The following is a 26,127-nucleotide window of genomic DNA, read 5'->3' as shown; positions in this document are numbered from 1 at the left end:
GCTCCATGAGTGGAGAAAGGGGGTGGGGGTTTAGGGGGTGGCTGCTGCTGGGGCGGGGTCGTAGCGGAGTTTCAGGAGGGACTTGCAGTACTCGCCGTTCGTCTCGATGCCCACGCGTTGCAGGCGGGCCCGGCGCAGGTGCAGCGGGACCTGTGCCACCTGCACCGGTGAGCCGTCCGCGTGGATCAGCAGGGGGGCGTCGTCACCTGCGGGCAGGCCGATGGTCTCCCGGCGACGGCGCATCCGGGTCAGCTCGTCGGTGTCGGCGACGGTCCCGGTCAGGTCCCCGAGGGTCAGTGCGGCGAGCTCCTCGGGCGTGCGGCCGGCGTCGACCAGCGGTCTCGCCACCCGGTCCTGGCCGGCCAGCGCGGACTTGGCCAGGAACGTGTGGCGCAGTTCGTCCAGCTCCGCCGCGGCCTCGCCGTTCAGCGAGCCCTCGAACGACTTCACGAAGCCGGCGTGCGCCGCGACCCCTCCGTTGATCTCGTCGGACGCGTGGTGGTCGGCCAGCGTCACCTGGGCCCGGGTCACCCCGGGGACGGCCGTCACCGCGTCGTAGGCGTCGGCGACCATCAGGAACGAGAAGTTCGGCGCGCAGAAGAACGTCGGCAGCCGCAGGCCCACCGTGACCTCGCCGCGGCCGGAGACGGTGCACGACTCGACGAAGTCGAGGTCCGTGATCGGCTCGTCCAGCTCCGGATCGAGCACCGTCCCCAGTGCGGCCCACACGGCCTGCGCGACGGTGCCGTCGACAGGCCCGGGGGTCACGCCTTGGCCCCCGCCGTGTTGTCGACCAGCTCCTCGCCCGGAGCCATCGCCTCGTCGGCGGTGGTGTCCGGCAGCTGCATGTCGGCCGGGACCTCGATGTCGTAGAGCTTCGCGGCGTTCAGGCCGAGGATCTTCTTCTTGCTGGCCGTGGTGAGCCGCGGGTAGTCGGAGAACTGGTCGTCGTCCGGCATCTGCCAGTCGACCAGGCCCTCGACCTGCCACTTCGGCGTCCAGATGTTGTAGTCGCCGCCGTAGAGCATCTTGTCCTCGCCGACCCAGAACAGCAGCTCGCCCATGACCTTGGCGAAGAACTTGGGACGGGCGTGCATCAGGCCGCCGATGACGACCGACAGCCCGGCGTAGACGTTCGGCTCCTGCACCGCCATGAAGCAGAAGTCCTCGATCCGCGGCAGGCCCACGTGCTCGACGACGAAGTTGAGCCCCTGGAAGTCGGTGGCCGCGTGGTCGACGTCGGCGACGTCGAACGCGTCCTTGTCCAGCGGCCAGATCGTCGGGCCCTTGTGGATGTGGACGTTCTTGACGCCCATGTCCTGCGCCGCCTGCAGGAAGCGGTACGCCTCCGGGTCGGTCAGCTTGAAGCCGCGGGAGTCGCCGTTCCACTCCGCGGTGTAGAGCTTCACGCCGGTGAAGCCGTACTTCGCGTGGTCCGCCTCGAGCTGGCGGAGCCCCTCGTCGCCGTCGCGCGGGTCGAACCGGCCGTTGACGATGAGCTTGTTGCCGAAGCGCTCCAGCAGTTCGGCGTTCTGCTCGATCGTGTTGAAGCCGTTCTTGTACCACTCCTTGAGGTACGTCGACTGGAAGATCGCGTGGTCGACGTGGCCCTCGACGAACATGTCGCGCTCGAAGTCGTCCGCGGAGACCTTGAGGTAGTGCTCCCAGTCCCAGTGCGTCTCGGGCGGGCCGAGCTGGTGGTAGCCGTAGAAGCAGTCGATCCAGCCCTTGGCGTACTGCTCGCGGCCCTCCACCCAGTTCTCCCGGGAGGCGTCCCAGAAGTGGCAGTGCGAGTCGACGATGAAGTACTTCTCGCCATCCTTCTCGTACATCGTTCCTCCTGCGTCAGCGACGGTGGTGGTCAGGAAAGGAGAGATCGGGGTCAGGGAACGAGGATCGCCCGGCCGCGGACCGAGCCCGCGTCGAGGTCGTGCAGCGCGTCGAGCGCCCGGTCCAGCGGGTACTGCACGGTGTGCAGGGTGACCTTCCCGGCCTGGGCGAGCACCATGAGCTCGGCGAGGTCGTTGTAGGTGCCGACGATGTTGCCGATGACGTTCTTCTCCCCGGCGACGAAGTCGAGCGTCGGGGCGGTGAACTGCCCGCCGTAGCCGAGCATGAACTGGTAGCCGGCCGGCCCGGTCATCGCCCAGGCGTCGAGCTCGGCGCCCTGTTCGGCGACGAAGTCGAAGGTCACGGTCGCCCCGCCGCCGGTCAGCTCCTGGACGGCCTCGACGTGGTTGCCGTCGGCGACGACCGTCTCGTCGGCCCCGATCTGCTTGGCCAGCTCCAGCGCCGCCGGGTTCTTGTCGACCACGATGATCTTCGTGGCGGTCAGCGCGGCGAGCGCCTGGATGCCGATGTGGCCGAGGCCCCCGGCGCCCTGCACGACGGCGGTCGTGCCCGGGTACAGGTAGGGCACCGACTTGCGGACGGCGTGGTAGGCGGTGATGCCGGCGTCGGCGAGCGCGGCGACGTCGGCCGGGTTGGTCTGTGGATCGAGCTTCACGCAGGCCCGGGCGGTGGTGCGCAGGTACTCGGCCATGCCGCCGTCGTTGTTCGACAGCCCGGGGAAGAACGCGTCCCCGGTGCACTGCATGTCCCGGCCGTAGCGGCACATCGTGCACAGCCCGCAGGACGGCTGCGGGTGCAGGATGACCGTGTCGCCGACCTCGACGTTCGTGACGCCGTCGCCGACGGCGTGCACCCACCCGGCGTTCTCGTGCCCGATCACGTACGGCAGCTCGGGGTTCTGGATGTCGGCCCAGTCCCCGTCGATGATGTGCAGGTCGGTCCGGCAGACCCCGGCCCCGCCGACCTTGACGATGACGTCGAGCGGCCCCTGGACGGTCGGCTCGGCGATGTCGTCGAGCTGTGGATCCTGCTTGTACGCGTGCACCCGCACGGCCTTCACTGGCGGTACCTCCCGGTATCGGACGCGCGGAGCCCGGCGCGTGTGCTCGGTGTCACAGCGATCAGAACCCCGTCGTGCACGACGGACAAGGGGTCCCTTTACCGCTGTACGAGAAAACGGACGAAAAACCAGCTTCCGTCGTGTGTTACCGACGAGTAGCCTCGCCTCATGGCTGACGACGCGAGCTGGGTGGCCGAGGCGATGGCGCAGGCGGTGCCGTGGGTGGGCACGGCCGGGATCACCTTCGGCACGATCACCACCGAGCGGGTGGAGGCGTTCCTGCCCGACCGTTCCGACCAGCACAACCACGTCGGTGGGCCGCACGCCGCGGTGATGTTCGGGCTGGGGGAGACGGCGTCCGGTGCGGTCGGGCTGGCGGCCTTCGCCGCGGCCGGGGACCGGGCGGTGCCGCTCGTCGTGCGCTCGGAGATCCGGTACCTGAAGCTCGCGAAGGGCGACCTGCGGGCCGAGGCGGTCCTGACCCGTCCGGCGGGTGAGGTGCTGGCCGAGCTGGACGCCGGGACCCGTCCGGAGTTCGGGGTCGACATCACGATCACCGACGCGAACGGCGTGCAGACCGGGGCGATGACGGTCGTGTGGACCCTGAAGCCGCACCGCGTACCGGAGGTCGCCTGACGGCGCCGCGCGCCGGAGGGTGCCCCGGCCTAGGGTCGGACCATGGACGTGGTGATCGCCGGAGGACACGGACAGATCGCGTTGCGGCTGTCGACCCTGCTCGCAGGTCAGGGGCACACCGTGCGCTCGATCGTGCGCAACCCCGACCACTGCGACGACGTCGCGGCGACCGGGGCCACACCGGTCGTCACCGATCTGGAGTCGACCACCGCCGACGCGCTCGCGGGACACCTGCGCGGCGCCGACGCCGTCGTCTTCGCGGCGGGGGCCGGTCCCGGGAGCACGGCCGAGCGCAAGGAGACCGTCGACCGCGACGGTGCCACGCTGCTGGCCGACGCGGCGGCGGCCGCGGGTGTCCGGCGCTACGTGCTGATCTCCTCGACCGGGGTGGACGCCGAACCGGACCCGGAGGCGGGCGAGGTGTGGGCGGCCTACATCCGGGCGAAGAAGGCCGCCGAGGAGGCGATCCGCGCCGACGACCGGTTGACCGCCACGATCCTGCGGCCCGGCCGGCTCACCAACGACCCGGGCGTCGGGAAGGTGCTGCTGGCGCCGCCGCCGGTGGACCGCGACGACGTCACCCGGGACGACACCGCCGCCGTCGTCGCGGCGTTGCTGGCCGCGGACCACACGGCCGGGTCGACCCTGGAGCTGCGGGGCGGGGACGTCGAGATCGCCGCGGCGGTCGCTGCGCTGCGCTGACCGCCGGTCACGGGGTCTCCCCGCCGAGGATCCCGATCGCGCCGTAGTTCCCGGTGCGTTCGATCTCCGGTTGCCGGATCGGCCAGTCGACGACCTCGACGAGCCCGGGTGCGACGAGCTCGGTGCCGGTGAGCACCTCACGCAGCTCGGCCCGGGACCGCAGCACCATCGTCGGCGGGTTGCCCATACCGCGGTAGAGCTCGGCGGCGGCGCGCATGTTCGCGGCGAGGTCGGGGTCGTCCTGATCGTCGCTGTTGTGGCTGATCGCGATCGCGCTGCCAGGTGCGAGCCGACGGCGGTAGTCGGCGAGCAGCGCGGTCTCCTCGCCGGGGACGTAGTGCAGCGCGGCCACGCAGAGCAGGGCGATCGGCCGGTCGAAGTCGAGATGTCCGGCGACCTCGGGTGCGGCGAGCACGGCATCGGCGTTGCGCAGGTCGGCGTGGGTGACGGTGACGCGGTCGTCGCCGTTGAGCAGGTTCCGGGCGTGGGTGACCGCGACCGGCTCGATGTCGACGTAGGCGACCCGGGCGTGCGGGACGTGGGCGTGCGCGATCTCGTGGACGTTCCCCACCGTGGGCACCCCGGAGCCGAGGTCGAGGAACTGGTCGTAGCCGGCGCGGACGCACCACTCGACGACCCGGCGCAGGTAGGCGCGGTTGGACCGGGCCAGTGCCCGCACCCCGGGATGCCGGGCGATGAGCCGCTCCGCACCCTCCCGGTCGACGGCGAAGTTCTGCGACCCACCGAGGATGTAGTCGTAGATGCGGGCCGGGTTGGCCCGGTCGAGATCGACCTCGACGACCGGTTCGCCCTCGCTCGTCCCGGTGCCGTCGCCGTCGGTCATGTGCCGTCCTCCCCGGTGCCGTCGCTCGTGTCGATCATGCCTCAGACGGCCGGTCGGGTCAGCGCCTCGGGCGGGCCCCGGTTCCGGCATCCGGGGCACGTCCCCGGGTGCGGCGCCCGCCGCCGGCGTTCCGCGGAACGCGCCGACGGTGTGCGGTGCCGCCGCGGAGGAGGCGACACGGACGCCGCCCGTCCGGCGCCGCCCGGCGGCGGGCGTGGAGCCGCACGAAAGACGGCGACCGAGCCCTCTGCGGTGGTGCCCACCCGGTGCCCCCGGGTTCGCTCACGAGTTCCCGGGCCGCTCGCGCGATCGGGTGAGCGGCCTCGGCTCCGGTGAGCGTTCCGCAACCAGGCGCGGGGACACCGCGTCGTCCTGCTGCACCGGGTCGTCCTGCTGCGCCGGGTCCCGGTTCCCGCACGGGGTGCCGGTTCGCACACGGGGCCGGGCTCGGTGCGGGGCCCGGAAACCCGTGCGAGATCCGGCGCGGGTGCGCCGGGTGCGGCGTGCGATGCAGGTGCGCCGTGGGCGCGGCGGCGTGTGGCGCGGGCGTGCCGGGCAGGACACGGGTGTGCCGGGCAGGACGCGGATGTGCCGGGCGCGGCATGTGGTGCGGGTGCCGGGACGGTGTGCGATGCGGGTGGCACGGTGCACGGTTCCGGTCGAGCAGGGCGCCGGTGCCGGCTCCTGCGGGCACGGCCGGGATCCGGCGGCCGCGCCGGTCGCGTTGACCGATCGACGGAGGAGAGGTGCGCTCGGCCCCGGTTCCGGGTAGCTCTGTCGGCATGACGGAGCACGAGTACGACGTGATCGTGATCGGTGCCGGCCCGGTCGGGGAGAACGCCGCGGGCTACGCGGTGGACGCCGGTCTCACGGCGGCGCTGGTCGAGGCCGAACTGATCGGCGGGGAGTGCTCGTACTGGGCGTGCATCCCGTCCAAGGCGCTCCTGCGCACCCCGCAGGCGGTCGCCGACGCCCGGCGCCTGCCCGGCGTGACCGCGGACTTCGACCCGGCCGCGGTGCTGGAGCGGCGGACGTCGTTCACCTCGAACTGGGACGACGCCGGCCAGGTCGAGTGGGCCGAGGGCGCCGGGGCCGCGGTGTTCCGCGGGCGCGGTCGCCTCGCCGGGGAACGGGTCGTCGAGGTCGTCGGCGGGGACGGGGCGACGACCCGGCTCACCGCGCGGCAGGCCGTGGTGCTGGCGACCGGCAGCGTCCCGGTGACACCTGCGGTGCCCGGCCTGGACACCGTCGGGACCTGGGGGTCGCGCGAGGCCACCTCGGCGAAGGAGGTGCCGGCCCGGCTCGGAGTGCTGGGCGGCGGGGTCGTCGGCTGCGAGCTGGCGCTGGCCTTCGCCCGGCTCGGCTCCCGGGTGACGCTGGTCAACCACGGTCCGCGGGTGCTGCCGAGCGCCGAGCCGGTCGCGTCCGAGCGGGTCGCCGACGGCCTGCGCGAGGCGGGCGTCGACCTGCGTCTGGACACCGGCCTGGACCGGGTGCAGGGCTCCGGCGGGGCGACGGTCCTGCACCTGGGCGACGAGACCGTCGAGGTCGACCGGCTGCTGGTGGCCACCGGGCGGCGCCCGCGGACCGACGATCTGGGCCTGGACTCCGTGGGCGTCACGACGACCGGGCGGGGTGCGGTCGAGGTCGACGACTCCGGGCTCGCGCACGGCGACTGGCTCTACGCCGTCGGCGACGTCAACGGGCGGGCACCGCTCACCCACCAGGGCAAGTACCAGGCCCGGATCGCGGCGCACGCCATCGCGTCCCGGGCGGCCGGCCGCGCCGTCGACGCGGCTCCGTGGGGCGAGGACGCGGCGACCGCCGACCACCACGCCGTCCCGCAGGTCGTGTTCACCGACCCGGAGGTCGCCTGGGTCGGACGTACCGCCGCGGCCGCCCGCGACGAGGGGCTCGACGTGCGGGTCGTCGAGCTGGACATCGCCGTCGCCGGATCCGCCCTGACCGCGGACGGGTGGTCCGGACGGGTGGTCGCGGTCGTCGACACCGGGCGGGAGGTGCTGCTCGGCGTCACCTTCGTCGGCCCGGGGGTGGCCGAGCTGCTGCACGCCGCGACCGTCGCCGTCGTCGGTGAGGTGCCGCTCGGACGGCTGTGGCACGCCGTCCCGGCGTTCCCGACGATCAGCGAGGTTTGGCTGCGGCTGCTGGAGGCCTACCGCGCCGGCTGACGAGGATCCCGGGGAGCGGCGACCCGCTCCCCGGGAGTCCCGGTTCAGCCCCGGACGCCCAGGTGGTCGAGCAGCTCGACCTCGATCCGGTCGAGATCGCGCGAGATCGTCCGGAACGCGGCCTTGCGCCGGGCGGCCGGCATGTTCTCCGCCGCCCGGACGGCCGCGGCCAGGTCGTGCAGCCGCGGCTCGGTCTCGTCGGCGAACCGCTTGGCGGCCGCGTCCCGGTCGACGGTGCCGTCCTCGCGCAGCTCGGTGATCGAGCGCGAGATCCGGGACAGCCGGGCGTGCAGCCGGCCACCGGGGCCCGAGTAGCCGCCCAGCTCGTCGGGGGAGACCCCGAGCCTGCGGGACCGCTGGTTGTCGATGCGGTGGCGCAGCGAGCCGGCCGCGGCCATCGCGTACGGCGCGAGCAGCGGCGCGACGATCTTGGCGATGCCCAGGTAGCGCTGCACCCGCTTGGCGTTCCACTCCCGCGCGGCGCGCTCGCGCTCGGCCTGCTTCGCGGCGAGGGCCTCGCTCTTGAGCCGCCCCTTCTCCTGCATCCGGGCCGCCTTCGCCTCGGCCTTGCGGGCGGTGGCGTCCGCCTTCACCCCGGCCTTGGCGATCTTGCGGTTCGCGGAGCGGGCCTTGAGGTCGGCCTCGCTGAGCAGCCCGCTCGACGCCGTCGCGATCGAGTTCGCGCCCGAGCCCACCGCCCGGCGGGTGCTGCGGGCGGCCCGCCGCCCGGCCTTCTCGGCCCGGCGGCCCGCGGACTCGGCCCGCTTCCGGGCCCGTACCGCCCGCTTGTGCAGGCGTTCCGACGTCAGCTCGGCGGTGTCCCGCGTGAACTCGGCCGTCTGCACGGCGGCGGACTGCACCCGTTCGGACGCATCGACCGCCGCCTCCCTGGTCGCCGCGGCGGCACGCTCGCCGACGCTCGGCTTCCTGCGCAGCAGTCCCATCTGGTGCCCTCCCGGGGTTGCTCCGACCGCAGTTGATCGCCCTTATCGTCGCCGCAGCCTAAGGCCGATGCCACCGGTGGCGCTGTTCCGACACCGGGGAGTGACGAACCGGTGGGCCGATCGGTACCCGTCGGAAGTGTCGGGGGCGGTCTCTACCCTCGACGACCGTGAGCACCTCGACCGGATCCCGCGCAGCGCCGCGCGTGCTGCTCGACGCGGCGGCGCTGTCCGGCTGCCGCCGCCGGGTGCACCTGGACCACGACCCGTCGGCGGCCGGTGCACCGCGCGCCCTGCCGGATCCCGCGATCGAGCAGCGCCGGGCCGACGCCGCGGCGCACCGGGAGCGGATCGGCGAGCTCCTCGCGGCCACCTGGACCGCCGACTGGGCGAGCACCTGGCCGGGCGGGGCGTTCGGGCCGGGCGGCGCGAGCGCGGGGCAGGGCCGGGCGGCGGAGCCCGGTGCGGTGGCCGCGGAGCCGGGCGGCTGGTCCCGTGGTGCGCGGGCGGCGCGGACCGCGGAGCTCGTGGCCGCCGGGGCCCCGCTGATCTGGGGCGCCGTCCTCCCGGCCGATGCCGACCGCCGGGGCACCGCCGAGCTGCTGGTCCGCGTACCGGGCGGGGGGTACGTGCCGCTGCTGGTCGTCCGGCGCCGGATCACCGACCCCGGCGAGGGTGCGCGCACCAGTGCGGTCACCGACCCGTGGCCGCAGCACGCCCGGCCGGACCCGGACCGCAAGGTCCGTTCCCAGCCCCGTGACCTGCTCGCACTCGCCCAGCTGACCCGGCTGCTGGAGGCGGCCGGGTGGGCGCCCGAGGAGTCGGCACCCCGGCTGGGCGGGGTGATCGGGCTGGATGCCGACGTCGTGGTCTGGCACGACCTGCGGGCCGCGCACTGGTCCGGGGAGCGGACCACCCTGCAGGAGTACGACGCGCGGTTCGCCGACCGCGCCGCCGTCGCCCACTCCGCGGCGAGCGGCGGCCCGGCGCTGGCCGAGCCGTCCCGGATCACCGAGTGCCGGCGCTGCCCGTGGTGGCCGACCTGCGAGAGCGTCCTGGAAGAGGTCGACGACGTCAGCCTCGTCGCCCACGGCGAGACTGCCCGGCTGCTGCGGGTCGCCGGCGTCGGCACGGTCGCGGCGCTGGCCGGGCTGGACGCGACGGCCCCGCCCACGGAGCTGCCCACCCCGCTGCCCGGCCCGCCGTTCGCCGATCTCGTCGCGCTGGCCAGGGCCCGTCGCCGGGGGCTGGCGGTCGCCCGCCGGGTGCCCCGGGTCGAGGTGCCGCGGGCCGACATCGAGGTCGACGTCGACATGGAGAGCTTCGGCGAGTCCGGTGCCTACCTGTGGGGCGCGCTGCTGTCGTTCCCCGGCGGGGCCCGCACCGGGGACCAGGATCCCGGGTACCGGGCGTTCGCGACCTGGGACCCGCTGCCCACCACGGACGAGGGCCGCTCGTTCGGCGAGTTCTGGACGTGGCTGTCCGCGGTCCGGGAGACGGCCCGGTCGTCGGGCCGGTCGTTCGCCGCCTACTGCTACAACGAGCAGGCCGAGAACCGCTGGATGCTGTCCTCGGTGCACCGGTTCGCCGGGATGCCGGGCGTCCCGACCGAGGCCGAGGTCCGCGAGTTCATCTCCGACCCGTCCTGGGTCGACCTGTACGGCGTGGTCTCGGCCTGGTTCCTGTGCTCCCAGGGCAAGGGGCTGAAGAAGATCGCGCCCGCCGCCGGGTTCGCGTGGCGGGACCCGGAGGCGGGCGGCGAGAACTCGATGCGCTGGTACCGCGACGCGGTCGCCCTGGAGGGCGGCGAGCCGGACCCGGTGCAGCGCGAGCGGCTGCTCGGCTACAACACCGACGACGTGCTGGCGACCCGGGCGCTGCGGGAGTGGATGTCCTCGGACCGGGTGCTCGACGTGCCGCTGGTGAGCGAGCTGGCCGACCTGCCCGGATAGCGCGGACCGGGGCGTGACCGGCCCGCCGCCCGATGGTCACGGGCGACGGACCGGTCGGGGCGCCCGTCAGTGCTGCTCGGCCTCGCGGACGTGCCGGCCGTTCCCGTCGGGCGACGGCACCGGCTGGGATTCGTCGAGCAGGCGCGGGAACTCCACGTCGGAGTGCGTCACCCGGCCCGGCTCCAGCGCGACGACCGCGGCCACCGGCGGGTAGCCGCTGGTCGCGAGCGTGTAGCTGCCCGCGGCGAGCCCGTCGAAGGTGAACGTGCCGTCCGGCCCGGACAGCCGCGACCCGACGACGGCCCCCTCGGAGTCGATCAGCGTGGCCAGCGCCTGCTGGACCGGCGATCCGTCGGGTGCCGCGGTGACCCGGCCGGTGAGCCGGGAGCGCTGCGGCAGGCGGACGTCCTGCCGGACCGGCCCGGAGCCCGGGATCTCCACCCCGAGCGCCACCGGGTCCACGCCCTCGCCCGCGGCGGCGAGCGTGTACCGGCCGGCCGGGACCCCGCTGAGGGCGTAGCGACCGTCCTCACCGGTGCGACCGGCCGCGGTGACGTCGCCACCGGCGTCGATCAGCGAGACGGAGATGCCGGGGGCGCCGAGCCCGGCGGCGTCGAGCACCGTTCCGTGCACGCCGCTGCCACCGGCGAGCCGGACGTCGTGGCGGACCGGCTCGGTGCCGACCGACACCGTGGCCGCGTTCGGCGGCAGCGCGCCGGAGGCGGCGACGACCAGGAACCGGCCCGGGCCGTCGAGCGGGACGCGGTACCGGCCGTCCTCATCGGTGCTGGTGCGGCCGACCTGGTCACCGGTCAACCGCGCGACGGTGACGGTGGCGCCGTCGAGCGGGGCACCCGCGCCGTTCTCGACCCGGCCGACGACGGCCGGTCCGCCGGAGCGGTGGTCCGCGACCATCGCGGCGGGGCCGGGCGCCGCCTCTGCGGGAGCGGCCCGGTCCGGTGCCACCGGTGTGCCGTTTCCGCTGCTCCGGGCCGGCGCGCCGGGGTCGTGGCCCGTGGACGAACCGTTGTCGTCGGCTGGACCACGGCCGGTGGACGACACGTCGGCCGATCCCCGGCCGTCGCTCACGGCTGTCCGGAGAGAGCCGTCCGCGCCCGGCGTCGACCCGACGGGCGCGCCGGTGCCGGCCGGTCGGCCCGGGCCGGACGCCCAGCCGTTCCCCGACCCCGCCCGGGGACGGTGGGCGGCCGCCGCGCTCGCGCCGGCCGCCGAGTTCGCGCGGACCGCCGCGCCCGTGCCTGCGGCCCGGGCCGTGGCGAAGTCCGGTCCGGAGGTCGTCGCCGAGACGTACGCCCCGACCGTCGCCGGGACCTGGTGGTCGCCGTCGCGGCCGTGCGCCGGGGTGGACCGGGCGATCACCGGGATCGGTGTGGTCGGCGGGGCCGGGTCGTCCCGGTGGTCGTCCAGGGCCGGGGCGGGAGCCGGGGCCGCCGCGCTGACCTCCCCGGTGGGGAGCGCCGCGGCCTGCCGCTCGGCCTCGGCCCTGGCGGCCTGGGCCCCGGACATCGTCCGCAGCGGCAGCTCCTTGATGAACAGCACCAGCACGAACGCCACCACGATGACGACGGCCGCGATCAGGAACGCCAGCGTCATCGAGCTGGTGAAGCCCTCCTGGAACGGTGCCGCCAGGCGCGGGTCGACCCGCTGCAGGAACGAGGAGTCGCTGAGCACCGTCGAACCGATGGTGCCGGCCTGCAGTCCCTCGGCGACCTGCTGGTTGGCCGGTTCGGCGAGCACCGCGGGATCGGTCAGCGCGCTCTGGAAACCGGCGCTGCCCATCGCCGAGCGCAGGGCGTCGCCGATCCGGTCGCCCGCGGTGGAGAAGACCACCGAGAGGAAGACGGCCGTGCCCAGCGTGCCGCCCATCTGGCGGAAGAAGGTGACCGCCGAGGTGGTGACACCCATGTCCCGGGCCGGCATCGCGTTCTGCACCGCGAGCACCAGCGTCTGCATGCACAGACCGAGGCCGAGGCCGAGCACCGCCATCGTCGCGAACAGCTGCACCAGCGGGATCGCCGGCGTGACGGTCAGCCACAGCAGGGTCATCGCGATCGTGATCAGCGCGGTGCCGACCACCGGGAAGATCTTGTAGCGCCCGGTCCGGGAGGTCAGCTGGCCGGACAGCACCGAGGCGACCATGATCCCGCCGACCAGCGGCAGCATCATGAAGCCGGCCTCGATCGGCGTCGCGCCGTGCACGATCTGCAGGAACTGCGGCAGCAGCGCGATCCCGCCGAACATCGCCATGCCGATCAGCAGGTTGATGATGCTCGACAGCGAGAAGATGCCGGTGCGGAACAGCCGCAGCGGGAGCAGGGCGTCGTCCCCGTAGGCCCGCTCGGCCAGCAGGAACAGCAGCAGACCGACACCGCCGACGACGTAACAGACGATCGACTGCGTCGAGTCCCAGCCCCAGAGGCGGCCCTGCTCGGCGACGATCAGCAGCGGGACCAGGCACAGCGTCAGCGCGATCGCGCCGGGCCAGTCGATCCGGGCCTTGCGCGGGACGTGCGGGACGTTCAGCACCCGCTGCACGACGATCAGCGCGGCCAGCCCGATCGGGACGTTGACCAGGAAGATCCAGCGCCATCCCTCGAGCCCCGCGATGAAGTCGACGCCGGAGAGCAGACCCCCGACGACCGGCCCGATGACGCTCGACGTCCCGAAGACGGCCAGGAAGAAGCCCTGGTAGCGGGCCCGCTCCCGGGGCGGGACGATGTCACCCAGGATGGTGAGCGCGAGCGACATGAGGCCACCGGCGCCGAGTCCCTGCAGCGCCCGGAACGCGGCGAGCGAGTACATCGACCACGCCGCGGTGCACGCCACGGACCCGATCAGGAAGATCGTGATCGCGGTCATGAACAGCGGCTTGCGGCCGTAGATGTCGGACAGCTTGCCGTAGAGCGGCGTGGTGATCGTCGAGGTGATGAGGAACGCCGTCGTCGCCCAGGCCTGCAGGGACAGCCCGGACAGGTCGTCGGCGATCGTGCGGATGGCGGTCGAGACGACCGTCTGGTCGAGGGCGGCCAGGAACATGCCCAGCATCAGTCCACCCAGGACGGTGAGGATCTGCCGGTGCGTCAGCTCCCCGTCCGCCTGGGGGGCGGTGGGCGCCGCACTGGTGGCAGCGGTGGACATTCAGGACTCCCGTGCTTCGTAGGTCTGGTAGTCGTCGAGGAAGCGGTCGAGCAGCGTGGTCAGCGCGACGCGGTCGGCCGGGTCCCAGCCGCCGAGCACCTCGGCGATGACGTGGGCGCGGCGGCGACGCTCGGTCTCGATCACGCGGACGCCGTCCTCGGTGGCGGCGAGCAGGGAGGCGCGGCCGTCGCCGGGGTCCGCCCTCCGTTCGACGAGGCCCGCCTTGACCAGCGCGGACACCTGACGGCTGATCGTCGACGGGTCCGAGTGGAACGTGGCGGCGATCCCGGTGGCCCGCTGCGGTCCGCCGAAGTGCAGGTGCGTGAGCACGTGGTACGCCGCGATGTCGACGAGCATCTCGGGGCTGTGCCGCTCGGCGGAGCGCTTGACCTGGCGGACCAGCATGAACAGCTCGCGGACCACGGTGTCGGCGAGCTCCAGGTCGGCCTCGTCCGGCTCGCTCCCGGGCGGCCCGGCGGTGACGGGCTCGGTGGCGCTCATCGTCGGCCCCCTCTCTGGCAGTGCATGTATCACGCAACTAGGGTGTGTCTCCCAATGCGCGGAGCCAGGTGACGATCGCCTTCAGGACGGCGCCGCCGCGGAAGGTCAGGGCGAGCTTGTCGTAACGGGTGGCCAGCCCGCGCCACTGCTTGACGTGGCAGAACCCGCACTCGACGACGTTGCGGTTTCGGTAGTCGACCGGATCGAATGCGGGCGGTCGGCCACCGCGTGAGCCCCGTCGTTTGCGGTGTCCCTGCTGGTCAGAGGGCTCCGGAATGACAGCGATGATCCGGCGCTCGCGCAGGTGCCGGCGGATCGCGCGTGAGGAGTAGGCCTTGTCCGCGCGCACGCGTTCAGGCCGGGTCCGGGGTCGTCCCGGGCCCGGTCGGGCGATGCTCAGGCGCGCCATCAGGTGCGGAAACATTGGCGAGTCGCCGCCCTGGCCGGGGCCGAGGAGGACCACCAGCGGGCGGCCGTGCCCGTCAACGAGCTGGTGGATCTTCGTCGACAGCCCTCCGCGGGACCGTCCCAGCGCGTGATCTGCTGGTTCGGCGAGCAGATTCGTGTAGTTCGATCCGGCCCCCTGTGTCGCGCTTGAGGGTCGCGGCGTGCTGGTGGGCACGGATGATCGTGGAGTCCACGCTGACCGCCCACCCGAGCACCTCGGCGGCGTCGGCCTCGACCAGAAGAGCAGCCAGGATGTGGTCCCAGGTGCCGTCGCCGCTGTAGCGGCGGTGCCGCTTCCACAACGTCTGCCACGGCCCGAACTCGGCTGGGACGTCGCGCCAGGGAAGCCCGCACCGATACCGGTAGATGATCCCCTCGATCACCCGGCGGTCATCGCGGAACGGGCGCCCGCGACGACCCTCGGAGGAGGGCAACAGCGGCGCCAGACGGGCCCACTGGGCATCAGTCAGGACAGCGGTACGCGGCACCGATCAAGCATCGCGCACCCCGCTCCGCCTATCTGGGAGACACGCCCTAGTTGACGGCCGCAAGCATGCTCTCGTTGCAGTGCGCAATGCAAAGCGACGAGCGGTGAGTTGCGCCACCCGTTTACGGTGCCGGACATGGCAACTCCGCGCCGTGTCCGGCTCCGTCGCACGAAGGGGTGGCGCAAACCGGACGACGCGATCGTCGTGACCCGGCCGGGGCCCTGGGGCAACTCGTTCGACGTCCGCGAGCTGGGCCGGGAACCGGCGATCGAGGCCCACCGGCGCTGGCTGCTGGAGGAGCGGCCCGATCTCGTCGAACGGGCCCGCACCGAACTGGCGGGCCGCGACCTGTGCTGCTGGTGCCCGGAGGACGTCCCCTGCCACGCCGACACACTCCTGGCCCTGGCCAACCCCTGACCCCCGCCGGAGCGGGGCCGTCCGGCGGGGGTGGGGTGGCGGCACTAACCTCGCGGACGCATCGTCACGCGGTACCGGAGGGTCATTCGTGCGCAGTCGTCCGTCCACCGGCGTCGTCCTGCTCGTTCTCGCCGGTGGCTTGCTCGCCGGGTGCGCCCAGCCCGGTCAGCTCGGGCACGAGCCCGGTGCCGGGCCGGCCGGTGCCGGTGCCCAGGCCCCGCCCGAGCCGGGTGCCGGACCCGCCGGCCCGGCGCAGCCGGGCGTCCCGGCGGTGCCGCTCGCCCAGGCCGGTTCGGATGCCCGTGGCGAGCTGCAGCGGCCGGTCGACATCAGCACCCCCGGCCCGGCCGAGCTGCTGATCCGTACCGAGGTGCTGGCGCCGGGGCAGGCGACCGGCTGGGTGCGGCACCCGGGCACGGTGGTCTCCGCGGTCCGCTCCGGGACGCTCACGGTGCAGCGCGCCGGGCGGTGCGAACCGCAGGACTTCGGGTCCGGTGAGGCCTTCTTCCTGGGCGACGGCGAACCCAACGAGCTGCGCAACGACGGCCGGGAACCGGTCGTCCTCACCCGCTCGGAGCTGCTGGCCCCCGGCGAGCCCGAGCGCGAGCCGACCGACTCCCGCTGCTGAGCCCCGCGCGGACGCTCGGTTCTGCCCGTCGGCTGTGGGAACATCGACGCCGGTACGGGCACGGGGCCGGGTAGGGGAGCTGGGACCTTGGCGACGAAGACGGTCATCGCGGCGGACTACCGCGAGTGGCAGGTCCAGCGGCGGATCGAATGGACGACGCCCGCCGTGGGCGACGAGTTCGAGCACGACGTCGACGCCGGGAGCGGCGCCGTCGTGCTGATCCTCGCCGCGCTGGTGTTCTTCTGGCTGATCCTGCTGATCTGGGTGCCCGACGAGGTCGTCTTCCCCTGGTTCTACTGGCTCGTCGTGATCGTCGGGCTCGGGTTCTTCCCGGTCCGCTGGCTGCTGCGGCGGCCGTTCACGATCACCGCGAAGACCCAGGGCGGCTACGACCTGCCGCCGGAGAAGTGGACCGGGATGGTCCGCGGGCTCGCGACGGCCAGGGAAGAGACCAAGGTGGTCGTGCGCAGCCTGAAGAACCGGTCGACCCCGGGCCACGCCGACAGCCCGCTGCAGCCGATCAACTAGGAGGCGCGGTGCCCGAACTGCCCGAGGTGGAGGCGCTCGCCCACCACCTGCGCGAGCACGCCGTGTACCGCCCGGTGGCCCGGGTCGACCTGGCCTCGATGAGCGCGCTGAAGACGTTCGACCCCGCCGTGTCCGCGCTGACCGGGCGGGTGGTGACCGGTGCGTCCCGGTTCGGGAAGTTCCTCTCGGTCGACTTCCTCGACCGTCCGGACGACGGTCCGCTGCACCTGATCACCCACCTGTCCCGGGCCGGCTGGCTGCGCTGGCACGGCACGGCGTCGGTCACCCCGCCGAAGCCCGGTCGCGGGCCGCTGCAGCTGCGGGTGCACCTCGACGCCGTCGGCGGGCCGGGTTTCGACCTGACCGAGGCCGGGACCCAGAAGCGGCTGGCGGTCTACCTGGTCGGCGACCCGGTGCAGGTCCCCGGCATCGCGCGGCTCGGCCCGGACGCCCTCGCGCTGACCCGCACCGGCCTCGACGACGTGCTCGACGGCGACACCCGCCGGCTCAAGACGCTGGTCACCGACCAGCGGACGGTGGCCGGGATCGGCAACGCCTACTCCGACGAGATCCTGCACACCGCCCGGCTCTCGCCCTACGCCACCGCCGCCCGGCTGACCGCGGAGCAGCGGGACGCGTTGTTCGAGGCGCTGCACGGGGTGCTGGCCGACGCCGTCACGCGGTCGGTCGGCCAGGGCGCCGCGGAACTCAAGGGGGAGAAGCGGTCCGGGCTGCGGGTGCACGCCAGGACCGGGCTGCCCTGCCCGGTCTGCGGGGACACGGTGCGTGAGGTGGCGTTCGCCGACCGTTCCTTCCAGTACTGTCCGACCTGCCAGACCAATGGGAAACCGCTCGCAGACCGCAGGCTGTCCCGGCTGGTGAGGTAGGTGCAGGGGGCTGTGGTGGACGGCACCGGAGGGATCGCACCGTCGCTGGTGCTGCTGACGGCCATCGTCGTCGTCGTGCTCGCGGTCGGTGTCTTCGTGTTCCTGTGGCAGCGCAACCGGCGCAACAACACGGTGTCACCGCTGGCCAGGGCCACGTTCTCGGCGTTGCACACGGTCGCACTGGCCGCGCCGGTGCTGCGTGAGGGGCTCTCCGACCGTTCGGCGTCGCAGGCGCTGCCCTACCTGCGCCAGCTGCTCGAGACGACGGCGATGGCGATGACCGACGCCCGCGGCACCGTCCTCGGCTGGGACGGCACCGCCGACCAGCACCAGCAGGACGTGCAGACGCTCGCCGACCGGGTGGTCTCCACCGGCCGGATGGAGCTGATGAGCCACACCTCGATCAAGTGCAACCAGCCGGGCTGCGAGGTGCGCGGGATCGTCGTCGTGCCGCTGGAGAGCGAGGGCACGATCATCGGCACCCTCGCCGCGCTCACCCCGACCACCGCGGGGCCGCCGGTCCTGCGGGCCACCGGCGAGGTCGCCCGGTACGTCTCCAGCCAGCTGGAGCTGGCCGAGCTCGACGACTCGCGGGCCCGGCTGAACCGGGCCGAGGTCCGTGCGCTGCGCGCGCAGATCTCGCCGCACTTCATCTACAACGCGCTGACCACGATCGCGTCGTTCATCCGCACCGACCCGCCGCGCGCGCGGGACCTGCTGATCGAGTTCGCCGACTTCACCCGCTACTCGTTCCGGTCGGCCGGGGAGTTCACGACGCTGACCGACGAGCTCGACAACATCAAGCGTTACGTGCAGCTGGAGAAGGCCCGGTTCGGCAACCGGCTCAACATCCGGCTGCAGATCGACGACGAGATCAAGAACGTCGTGCTGCCGTTCCTCGCGCTGCAGCCGCTGGTGGAGAACGCCGTCCGGCACGGGCTGTCCGGCAAGCCGAACGGCGGCACCGTCACCATCCGCGCGGAGAACGCCGGATCCGAGTGCGTCCTGGTGGTGGAGGACGACGGTGTCGGCATGGACCCGTCCCGGCTCGACCAGGACCTCGACGACGCCCACCTGTCCGGCGCGCACGTCGGCCTCGGCAACGTCGACGACCGGATGCGCTCGGCGTTCGGCGACAACTTCGGCCTGGTGGTCGACACCAACATCGGCGCCGGCATGAAGATCACGCTGCGGGTGCCGAAGTTCCGGGCCGGGATCCGGGCCTGAGGCGCGTCCGGTGGTGGGCGACCGGCCACCGCGTACGCTGATCGGGCATGGACGTCCTGCGTATCCCGGCCGCCGTGACCTCGCGGCTGCCCGGCAAGCTCGGTGAGACCGTCGGATCCACCGGTTCACCGGTCGTCTCGGTGGTGCGGCTGCAGGGTGTCATCAGCGCCCAGGCGGCCCCGGTGCCCCGGCAGGTGATCAACGCGGCGTCGGTGGACAAGGTGCTGGAGCGGGCGTTCGCGCCGGACCGGCTCGCCGCCGTCGCGCTCGTCATCAACTCGCCGGGCGGGTCACCGACCCAGTCCCAGCTCGTCGGCGACCGGATCCGGAGCCTCGCGGACGAGGCGGGGGTACCGGTGCTCGCCTTCTGCGAGGACGTCGCGGCCTCCGGCGGCTACTGGCTGGCCTGCGCGGCCGACGAGATCTACGCCTGCACGACGTCGATCGTCGGCTCGATCGGCGTCGTCAGCTCCGGGTTCGGGCTCGACGGCCTGATCGAACGGTGGGGCGTCTCCCGCCGGTTGCACACCGCGGGTGGCTCGAAGTCCCGGCTGGACCCCTTCCTCCCGGAGCGTGCCGAGGACGTCGCCTGGCTCACCGGCCTGCAGGAACAGCTGCACGAGCGGTTCGCCGGCTGGGTGCGGGAGCGGCGCGGCGACCGGCTCGCGACCGGCACCGAGCTGTTCGACGGCGAGGTGTGGCTCGGCGAGCGGGCCCGGGAGCTGGGCCTGGTCGACGGCATCGGCTCCGTGCACGAGGTACTGAAGGAGCGGTTCCCGGACGCCGAGCACCGCCCGGTCGAGCAGCGCAGGCCGCTGCTCGCCCGGCTCGGCGCGGGCGGCTCGGCGGCGCACGCCCAGCCGTTCGGGGCCCCGGCCGAGCTGGCGTTCGAACTGCTCACGGCGGTTGAGACGAAGGCGTCCTGGGCCCGTTACGGGCTCTGATCCGCTCCGGTGACCGCGGTGCGCGGCCTGGCTCGCCGTGTCCGCGCAGTCACCGATCCGGTTCGTGCCCTGGCATCAGAGGCGCTCTGGCGTCACCATGGTCACGCGCCGGGGGATCATCGAGACCGATGGGCTTCCCGGCCCGGCCCGGAAGCAGGATGAGGAGATCGTGGACAGCAACGACACTCGGGGACTGGTCGTGCTCGCGGTGGACGACGAGCAGCCCGCGCTCGAGGAGATGGCCTTCCTGCTCGAGGACGACCCGCGCATCGCGACCGTGCTGACCGCCGGGGAGTCCACCGAGGCACTGCGCATCCTGAACGGTCGACGTGCCGGTGCCCCCGCCGGGGGTCCCCCGGCCCCCGGGCCGGACGTCGCGAGCCAGACCGACATCGACGCGGTGTTCCTCGACATCCGGATGCCCGGCCTGGACGGCCTGGAGCTGGCCCGCGTCCTGCAGAACATGGCGGTGCAGCCGGCGATCGTGTTCGTGACCGCGCACGACGACCGCGCCGTCGACGCCTACGACGTCGGCGCCATCGACTACCTGCTCAAGCCGCTGCGGACCGAGCGGCTCTCCGCCGCGCTGGACCGCATCCTGGCGAGCCGCCGTTCCGGTGTCGCCGAGCCGGTGCGCGAGGAGAGCGGCGGTGGCGACGACGAGGTGATCCCGGTCGAGCTGGCCGGCACCACGAAGCTCGTCCCGCGGTCCGCGGTGCGCTACGTCGAGGCCCAGGGCGACTACGCCCGGCTGCACACCACCGAGGGCAGCCACCTCGTGCGCATCCCGCTGTCGGTGCTGGAGGACCGCTGGCGCGACGCCGGGTTCGTCCGCATCCACCGGTCGTTCCTGGTCGCGCTGCCGCTGGTCACGGAGCTGAGACTGGCCGGATCGGGTTACGTCGTCCGGATCGGGTCCGGGCCGGAGACGGCCGAGCTGCCGGTCAGCCGGCGGCACACCCGTGAGTTGAAGGACCGGCTCGTCCGCGCGACCAAGCAGGCGTGGAGCCAGAGGTGAGCAGGCCCACCGGCGGCGTCCAGCCGTCGGTGCGTCCGGGGTCCGAGCAGGACTCCGGCGACTCCCGGAACGAGGCGGATCCCGCGCCGTCCGGGCCGGGTCCCGGCACGCCGCGCCCGCGCAGCCCGGCCTTCTCCGGCGGGTACGCCCGTCCCGCCCCGGGCACGCACCCGCCCGCAGGCGGCCCGGCGGACGACACCGACGACACCGACGACGAACCGTCCGGCCGCCGCGCGCGCCGGGCGGACGCGCCGGGCGCCGACGGCGCGCAGTGGCTGCAGCAGGAGATCGCCCGCCGGGTCGCGGGCCGGGCCGGTGAGTCCGGGCGGCACGCCAGGGTGGAGCCGTCCGGCACGGACCCCGCTCCGGCCGATCCCGGCCGCGGCACGGACGGCAGTACCGACAGCAGTACCGACAGCAGCACCGGTGCCGGCCCCGAGGACAGCACGGTCGGCCCGGGTGACGCCGCAGGCCGCCGCCCGGTGGGTAGCACCGGCGACGACCCGTACGGCTCGACCGGCGGTGACCGCGCCGGTGGCAGCTCGAACGGCAGCGCCACCGGCACCACGGACGGCAGCATCGATGACGCCGCGAACAGCAGCAACGGCGGCAGCCCGAACGGCGCCGCCGGCGGCGCGAACGGCCCGGGCGACGGTCCCGGCAGCGGTACGAACGGTTCGGGCGGCAGCACCGGAAGCGCGGCCCGGCCCGCCGGCCCGCGGCCGCGCTCCACCCGCGTCCCGGACCCCTACGCCCCGGACGGCCTGCGGGACGGCGGCAAGCAGTGGCCCCCGAGCGAGGGCGGCGCCGGTCTGCCCCGCCGGGTACCGGGCGCGACGACCTCGTCCTGGAACACCGGCTGGACCCCCGACCCGGAGGCGCTGCACGCGGGTGCCCCGCCCGCCGCCGAACCGGCCGACGCTCACCCGGAGACCCGCCCGGTCCCGACCCGCTGGACCGCGGCCGGTCGGCGGAGCACCCCGGCGGCGGCGTCCGCACCGGCGGCGGCGCCCCCCAGGACCACGATCGAGTCGGCGATCTCGATCCCCGGACCGGCCGCCGTCGCGCCTCCGGCCGAGCCCGCCGCCGACCCGCTCGCCGACCCCGAGCCGCTCGACGCCCCGGCCCCGGACGACGACCTGCGCGGCCACGCGACCGAACGCACCGAGGTCATCTGGCGTGCCCCCGACCTCGACGACCCGGTCGCCCCGGCCCCCGTGCCCGAGCCGTCGCCCGCGGTGTCGGCCACCGCACCGACCGCCACGGCGCCCGCGGTCACCGGTGCGGGTGCCCGGCCCCGCCGGTTCGCCGGCGCGCCGGCCGTCCCGGCCACCGTCACCGAGGGCGCCGCCGAGGACACCCCCGACGCCGGCCGGGTGCGGATCGTGCTGTCCGAGCGCCGCTCCACCACGCACTCCTCCCGCGGTCTGTCCGACGTGCAGGACCCGGGCGCCGTCGGCACCGTGCTGCGGAACTCCCTGGTCCGTACCCAGCTGTTCCTGACCGCGCGGGTCGGCCTGGTCGCCCTGCTCGGCCTCGGCATGCTCCCGGCCCTGTTCGTGGCGGTGCCGGCCATGAGCGCGATCGAGATCCTGGGGATCCGGCTGCCGTGGCTGCTGCTGGGCTTCCTGGTCTACCCGTTCCTGTTCGGGCTGGGCTGGTGGCACGTCCGGTCGGCCGAGCGCGCCGAGCAGGAGTTCGCCGACGCCGTGGCCGATCGATGACCCCCACCGGGATCGTCTCCCTGATCGCGATCGTGATCGTCGCCGTCACCTCGGCGGTGATCGGGTCGATCGCCCACCGCACCCGGTTGACCTCGGACTTCCTGGTCGCCTCCCGGTCGGTGCCGTCCCGGCTGAACGCCGGTGCGATCTCCGGCGAGTACCTGTCCGCCGCGTCGTTCCTCGGTATCGCCGGGCTGATCCTGATGGAGGGCGTCGACGCGCTCTGGTACGCGGTCGGGTACACCGCGGGCTACCTGTTCCTGCTGCTGTTCGTCGCGGCGCCGTTGCGCCGCTCCGGCGCCTACACCGTCCCGGACTTCGCCGACGCCCGATTGGCCTCCCCGGCGCTGCGCCGGGCGTGCACGGTGATCGTCGTCGTCATCTGCTGGCTCTACCTCCTGCCGCAGATCCAGGGCGCCGGGCTGACCCTGGCCACGGTCACCGGCCTGCCGGACTGGATCGGCTCCGCCGCGGCCGGGGCGATCGTGCTGGCCACGGTCGCGCTGGGCGGCATGCGGTCGGTGACGTTCGTGCAGGCGTTCCAGTACTGGTTCAAGCTGACGGCGCTGGCCGTCCCGGTCGTCATCGGGCTGACGGTGTGGTTGGGCGACGGCCACTCCTTCGCCCGGGACCAGCCGCCGTCGTTCCGCGAGGCGACGACGGTCGAGGTGACGACCCCGGTCACCCTCGACGTGCGGCTCCCGGTCGAGGTGACGGCCCGCGGCACGGTCGACGGCCAGCGGGTCGACGGCCCGCTCCGGTGGGCGGCGGGATCGGTGCACACCGTCGCGCCCGGCTCCGAGCTGGACTTCGCCGCCGGTGAGCCGGTGCCGGTGACCAGCGGCTCGACCGCGGAGGACGAGAGCTGGCTGCGGCCCTTCGGCGGTGTCGGGGACCACCAGGTGCTGGCGACGTACTCGCTGATCGTGGCGACGTTCCTCGGGACGATGGGCCTGCCGCACGTGCTCGGCCGCTTCTACACCAACTCCGACGGACGGGCGGCCCGGCGGACCGCCGTCCTCGTGCTCGGGATGCTCGGCGGCTTCTACATCCTGGTGACGCTGATGGGGGTGCTGTCCCGGATCTACACCCCGCAGCTGTTGGTGACCGGGCGCAGCGACGCCGCCGTCCTGCTGCTGCCGACCGCGCTGCTGGGCAGCGGTGTGCTCGGTGTGCTGGTGGGCGGCCTGGTCGCCGCCGGGGCGTGGGCGGCGTTCCTGTCCACGGCGTCCGGGCTGCTGGTGAGCATGGCGAGCGTGGTCTCGACCGACATGTTCGGCGGCAAGGGGCGGATGAGCCGGAAGTTCCCGCTGGCCACGGTGCTGGCCGGGGTGCCGCCGACGGTCGTCGCGCTGGCCCCGACCGGGCTGAACTTCGCCGAGGCCGTCGCGCTGGTGTTCGCGGTGGCGGCCTCGACGTTCTGCCCGCTGCTCGTGCTCGGGATCTGGTGGCGCGGGCTGACCTCGACCGGAGCGATCGCGGGCGTCGTCGTGGGCGGTCTGGCCTCGGCCGGTGCGGTGATCGCGGCGCTCGCCGGGGCGGCGGCGTTCTTCCCCGGCGGCGACGGCGGTGCGGTCGGCGTCCTGCTCTACCGGCCGGCGATCGTCAGCGTGCCGCTGGCCTTCCTCACGGCGATGGTGGTCTCCCTGCTCACCCGTTCGCGGCGACCGGCTGATGCCGACCAGGTGCTGCTTCGGCTGCATGCCCCCGAACGGCTGGGCCTGATGCGCGATCGGCTGGACGATCGCACCTGAACGTCGGCCATCGGTGTGACGCTGGGTAGTCGACCGGACGGTGGGTCAGGTCGGATCGGGTGATTCCGCCGTTTCGGTCCCGGGTGACGTTCCCCGCGGCGAGCCGTCCTCGTTGTGGTCGTGAAGCGAATTCCTGCGCGGCGAGGCCCCCTGCGGGCCGCCCCGCGCCCGGCTCCCCGCCCCCAGCGATGTGAAAGGACCGGTGAACGGCGCGATGAGCACCCCCGCTGAGCGCTCGGCCGGCACCATCTACCAGCAGGTCCAGGCCAGTCCCGAGTTCAGGGCGTTCCGTGGCCGGCTCCGCCGCTACGTGTTCCCGATGACGGTGATCTTCCTCGCCTGGTACCTCGCCTACGTCGGCCTCGCCAGCTACGCCCCCGAGTTCATGTCCATCCGGGTCACCGGGACGATCACCGTCGGCCTGCTGGTCGGCCTCGGGCAGTTCGTCAGCACGTTCGTCATCACGACGCTGTACGTGAAGTTCGCCGAGCGCGAGATCGACGGCCCGGCCGCCGAGCTGCGCGCCCGCGTCGAGCAGAGCCGGGAGGTGCGCGCATGACCGGGCCGGTCCTCGCGCAGGCGGAGTCGGTCGGCTCCGTCACCGCGAACCTCGGGTTCTTCCTGCTCTTCGTGATCGTGACGCTGATGATCGTGCTGCGGGTCAGCCGCACGAACGCGACGCGGTCGGACTACTACACCGGTGGGCACGCCTTCACCGGCCCGCAGAACGGCACCGCCATCGCGGGGGACTTCCTGTCCGCGGCGTCGTTCCTCGGCATCGCCGGCGCGATCGCGCTCTACGGCTACGACGGCTTCCTGTACTCGATCGGCTTCCTGGTCGGCTGGCTGATGGCCCTGCTGCTCGTCGCCGAGCTGCTGCGGAACACCGGCCGGTTCACCATGGGCGACGTCCTCGCCTTCCGGATGCGGCAGCGCCCGGTCCGGGCAGCGGCCGCGACGTCCACCCTGATCGTGTCGCTGTTCTATCTCATCGCGCAGATGGCGGGCGCCGGCGGACTGATCTCGCTGCTGCTGCAGATCCCGAAGGACGACTCGTTCTCCCAGGCGATGGTGATCGTCGTCGTCGGCGGCCTGATGGTGTTCTACGTGCTGTTCGGCGGCATGAAGGGCACCACCTGGGTGCAGATCATCAAGGCCGGTCTGCTGCTCGTCGGCGCCGCGGTGCTGACGACCTGGGTGCTGGGGCGGTACGGGTTCAACCTGTCGGCCGTCCTGGAGCAGGCGACCGAGAACTCCGAGCACGGGGAGGCGCTGCTCAACCCGGGCCTGCAGTACACGAACAAGATCGACTTCATCTCGCTCGGCCTCGCGCTGGTGCTCGGCACGGCCGGTCTGCCGCACATCCTGATGCGCTTCTACACCGTGCCCTCGGCCAAGGAGGCCCGGCGCTCGGTGGTGTGGGCGATCTGGCTGATCGGCATCTTCTACCTGTTCACGCTGGTCCTCGGCTACGGCGCGATGGCGCTGCTGCCGCCGGGGACGATCACCCGGGCGAACCAGAACGACGCGGCTCCGCTGCTGGCGTACGCGCTCGGCGGCGAGATCATGCTCGGGCTCATCTCCGCGGTGGCGTTCGCGACGATCCTCGCGGTCGTCGCCGGGCTGACGATCACGGCGTCGGCGTCGTTCGCGCACGACGTCTACGCCAACGTGCTCCGCCGCGGGACCGCGTCGCCGGACTCCGAGGTCAAGGTCGCCCGCACCACGGCGCTGGTGATCGGTCTGGTCGCCATCGGCGGCGGGATCCTCGCCAACGGGCAGAACGTCGCGTTCCTGGTGGCGCTGGCGTTCGCCGTCGCCGCCTCCGCGAACCTGCCGACGATCCTGTTCTCGCTGTTCTGGAAGCGGTTCAACACCACCGGTGCGCTGTGCAGCATCTACGGCGGCGTGCTCATCTGCGTGGCGCTGATCGTCGTGTCGCCGGCGGTCTCCGGGTCGCCGACGTCGATGGCGCCGGACCTGGACTTCGCGATCTTCCCGCTGTCGAACCCGGGACTCGTGTCGATCCCGGCGTCGTTCCTGCTCGGCATCGTCGGCACCTTCCTCGGCGGCCGCGAGCGGTTCAACGCCGCCCGCTACGCCGAGATGGAGGTCCGGTCGCTGACCGGAGCCGGTGCCGTCCGGTCCACCGCGCAGTCCGCAGAGACCGAGCCGGCCGCACCGGAGCCGGTCGCGGCGCCCGCGTCCGGCGCGGTCCGGTCGGGTGCGC

General features: G+C 73.5%; 21 protein-coding genes and 2 pseudogenes. 15 read left to right on the top strand and 8 right to left on the bottom strand.

Annotated elements, in window-relative coordinates:
- Positions 1–30: 30 nt before the first annotated feature.
- The 3 genes from AFB00_RS10860 to AFB00_RS10850 are packed head-to-tail and all read right to left on the bottom strand — an operon-like array spanning position 31 to position 2,911.
- Positions 31–768: an iron-sulfur cluster assembly protein gene (locus tag AFB00_RS10860; protein WP_068797129.1), complete on the bottom strand. Its 738-nt coding sequence runs from the start codon at positions 766–768 to the stop codon at positions 31–33.
- Positions 765–1,832 carry an amidohydrolase family protein gene (locus AFB00_RS10855; RefSeq protein WP_068797128.1) on the bottom strand — a complete coding sequence of 356 codons (1,068 nt, stop codon included), beginning with the start codon at positions 1,830–1,832 and terminating at the stop codon, positions 765–767. Before AFB00_RS10855 ends, AFB00_RS10860 begins: the two co-directional genes overlap by 4 nt.
- Positions 1,833–1,882: 50 nt before the next feature.
- Positions 1,883–2,911: an NAD(P)-dependent alcohol dehydrogenase gene (locus tag AFB00_RS10850; protein ID WP_068797127.1), complete on the bottom strand. Its 1,029-nt coding sequence runs from the start codon at positions 2,909–2,911 to the stop codon at positions 1,883–1,885.
- A gap of 168 nt (positions 2,912–3,079) precedes the next feature.
- On the opposite strand from AFB00_RS10850, the gene AFB00_RS10845 reads away from it, so the two are divergent.
- Positions 3,080–3,547, top strand: a complete 468-nt coding sequence (locus AFB00_RS10845; RefSeq protein ID WP_068797126.1) for a DUF4442 domain-containing protein — start codon at positions 3,080–3,082, stop codon at positions 3,545–3,547.
- A gap of 42 nt (positions 3,548–3,589) precedes the next feature.
- Complete coding sequence (locus tag AFB00_RS10840) at positions 3,590–4,249, top strand: NAD(P)H-binding protein (protein ID WP_068797125.1); 660 nt, start codon at positions 3,590–3,592, stop codon at positions 4,247–4,249.
- A gap of 7 nt (positions 4,250–4,256) precedes the next feature.
- On the opposite strand, the gene AFB00_RS10835 is transcribed toward AFB00_RS10840, so the two are convergent.
- Positions 4,257–5,093: an SAM-dependent methyltransferase gene (locus AFB00_RS10835; RefSeq protein ID WP_068797124.1), complete on the bottom strand. Its 837-nt coding sequence runs from the start codon at positions 5,091–5,093 to the stop codon at positions 4,257–4,259.
- Positions 5,094–5,875: 782 nt separating this feature from the next.
- On the opposite strand from AFB00_RS10835, the gene AFB00_RS10830 reads away from it, so the two are divergent.
- Positions 5,876–7,282 (top strand): dihydrolipoyl dehydrogenase family protein, encoded by a 1,407-nt coding sequence (locus AFB00_RS10830; RefSeq protein ID WP_197519816.1) that lies wholly within the window; start codon positions 5,876–5,878, stop codon positions 7,280–7,282.
- Between the two features lie 44 nt (positions 7,283–7,326).
- On the opposite strand, the gene AFB00_RS34740 is transcribed toward AFB00_RS10830, so the two are convergent.
- Positions 7,327–8,226, bottom strand: coding sequence for a DUF6474 family protein (locus tag AFB00_RS34740; RefSeq protein WP_068797123.1), 900 nt, complete (start codon positions 8,224–8,226; stop codon positions 7,327–7,329).
- A 167-nt stretch (positions 8,227–8,393) separates the two neighbouring features.
- On the opposite strand from AFB00_RS34740, the gene AFB00_RS10820 reads away from it, so the two are divergent.
- On the top strand, positions 8,394–10,175 hold the full coding sequence (locus AFB00_RS10820; RefSeq protein ID WP_083275429.1) for a TM0106 family RecB-like putative nuclease: 1,782 nt from the start codon (positions 8,394–8,396) through the stop codon (positions 10,173–10,175).
- A 66-nt stretch (positions 10,176–10,241) separates the two neighbouring features.
- On the opposite strand, the gene AFB00_RS10815 is transcribed toward AFB00_RS10820, so the two are convergent.
- The 3 genes and pseudogenes from AFB00_RS10815 to AFB00_RS31665 form a co-directional block, all read right to left on the bottom strand.
- The gene (locus AFB00_RS10815) at positions 10,242–13,334 is read right to left on the bottom strand and encodes an MFS transporter (protein ID WP_068797121.1); all 3,093 of its coding nucleotides are present in this window, start codon (positions 13,332–13,334) and stop codon (positions 10,242–10,244) included.
- Positions 13,335–13,835: a MarR family winged helix-turn-helix transcriptional regulator gene (locus AFB00_RS10810; protein ID WP_068797120.1), complete on the bottom strand. Its 501-nt coding sequence runs from the start codon at positions 13,833–13,835 to the stop codon at positions 13,335–13,337. It lies immediately after the preceding gene.
- 37 nt (positions 13,836–13,872) lie between these two features.
- Positions 13,873–14,770, bottom strand: a pseudogene (locus AFB00_RS31665) (IS5 family transposase).
- 135 nt (positions 14,771–14,905) lie between these two features.
- On the opposite strand from AFB00_RS31665, the gene AFB00_RS10795 reads away from it, so the two are divergent.
- From AFB00_RS10795 to AFB00_RS10745, 11 genes and pseudogenes are all read left to right on the top strand, one after another.
- Positions 14,906–15,187, top strand: a complete 282-nt coding sequence (locus AFB00_RS10795; RefSeq protein ID WP_068800197.1) for a DUF4326 domain-containing protein — start codon at positions 14,906–14,908, stop codon at positions 15,185–15,187.
- 88 nt (positions 15,188–15,275) lie between these two features.
- Positions 15,276–15,815, top strand: a complete 540-nt coding sequence (locus tag AFB00_RS10790; RefSeq protein WP_068797119.1) for a cupin domain-containing protein — start codon at positions 15,276–15,278, stop codon at positions 15,813–15,815.
- A gap of 87 nt (positions 15,816–15,902) precedes the next feature.
- Positions 15,903–16,343, top strand: a complete 441-nt coding sequence (locus tag AFB00_RS10785; RefSeq protein WP_068797118.1) for a hypothetical protein — start codon at positions 15,903–15,905, stop codon at positions 16,341–16,343.
- A gap of 8 nt (positions 16,344–16,351) precedes the next feature.
- Positions 16,352–17,230 (top strand): DNA-formamidopyrimidine glycosylase family protein, encoded by an 879-nt coding sequence (locus AFB00_RS10780; protein WP_068797117.1) that lies wholly within the window; start codon positions 16,352–16,354, stop codon positions 17,228–17,230.
- Complete coding sequence (locus AFB00_RS10775; protein WP_231974318.1) at positions 17,231–18,457, top strand: histidine kinase; 1,227 nt, start codon at positions 17,231–17,233, stop codon at positions 18,455–18,457.
- A gap of 47 nt (positions 18,458–18,504) precedes the next feature.
- Positions 18,505–19,401, top strand: coding sequence for a S49 family peptidase (locus tag AFB00_RS10770; protein WP_068797116.1), 897 nt, complete (start codon positions 18,505–18,507; stop codon positions 19,399–19,401).
- A gap of 169 nt (positions 19,402–19,570) precedes the next feature.
- On the top strand, positions 19,571–20,419 hold the full coding sequence (locus tag AFB00_RS10765) for a LytR/AlgR family response regulator transcription factor (protein WP_068800195.1): 849 nt from the start codon (positions 19,571–19,573) through the stop codon (positions 20,417–20,419).
- Positions 20,416–22,143: a hypothetical protein gene (locus AFB00_RS35590; protein WP_197519815.1), complete on the top strand. Its 1,728-nt coding sequence runs from the start codon at positions 20,416–20,418 to the stop codon at positions 22,141–22,143. Before AFB00_RS10765 ends, AFB00_RS35590 begins: the two co-directional genes overlap by 4 nt.
- Entirely contained in the window at positions 22,140–23,897 is a 1,758-nt protein-coding gene (locus tag AFB00_RS10755; protein WP_068797115.1) for a sodium/solute symporter, read from the top strand. The genes AFB00_RS35590 and AFB00_RS10755 overlap by 4 nt, the downstream gene beginning before the upstream one ends.
- A 214-nt stretch (positions 23,898–24,111) precedes the next feature.
- Positions 24,112–24,456 (top strand): DUF485 domain-containing protein, encoded by a 345-nt coding sequence (locus tag AFB00_RS10750; RefSeq protein ID WP_068800193.1) that lies wholly within the window; start codon positions 24,112–24,114, stop codon positions 24,454–24,456.
- Positions 24,453–26,045, top strand: a pseudogene (locus AFB00_RS10745) (solute symporter family protein); the annotation flags it as partial. The gene AFB00_RS10750 and the pseudogene AFB00_RS10745, both read left to right, overlap by 4 nt.
- Positions 26,046–26,127: the final 82 nt, after the last annotated feature.

Source organism: Pseudonocardia sp. HH130630-07 (genome assembly GCF_001698125.1).
Lineage (GTDB): Bacteria > Actinomycetota > Actinomycetes > Mycobacteriales > Pseudonocardiaceae > Pseudonocardia.
Note: the sequence above shows the minus strand (reverse complement) of the source record. Positions and strands in the feature narration are given on the sequence as shown.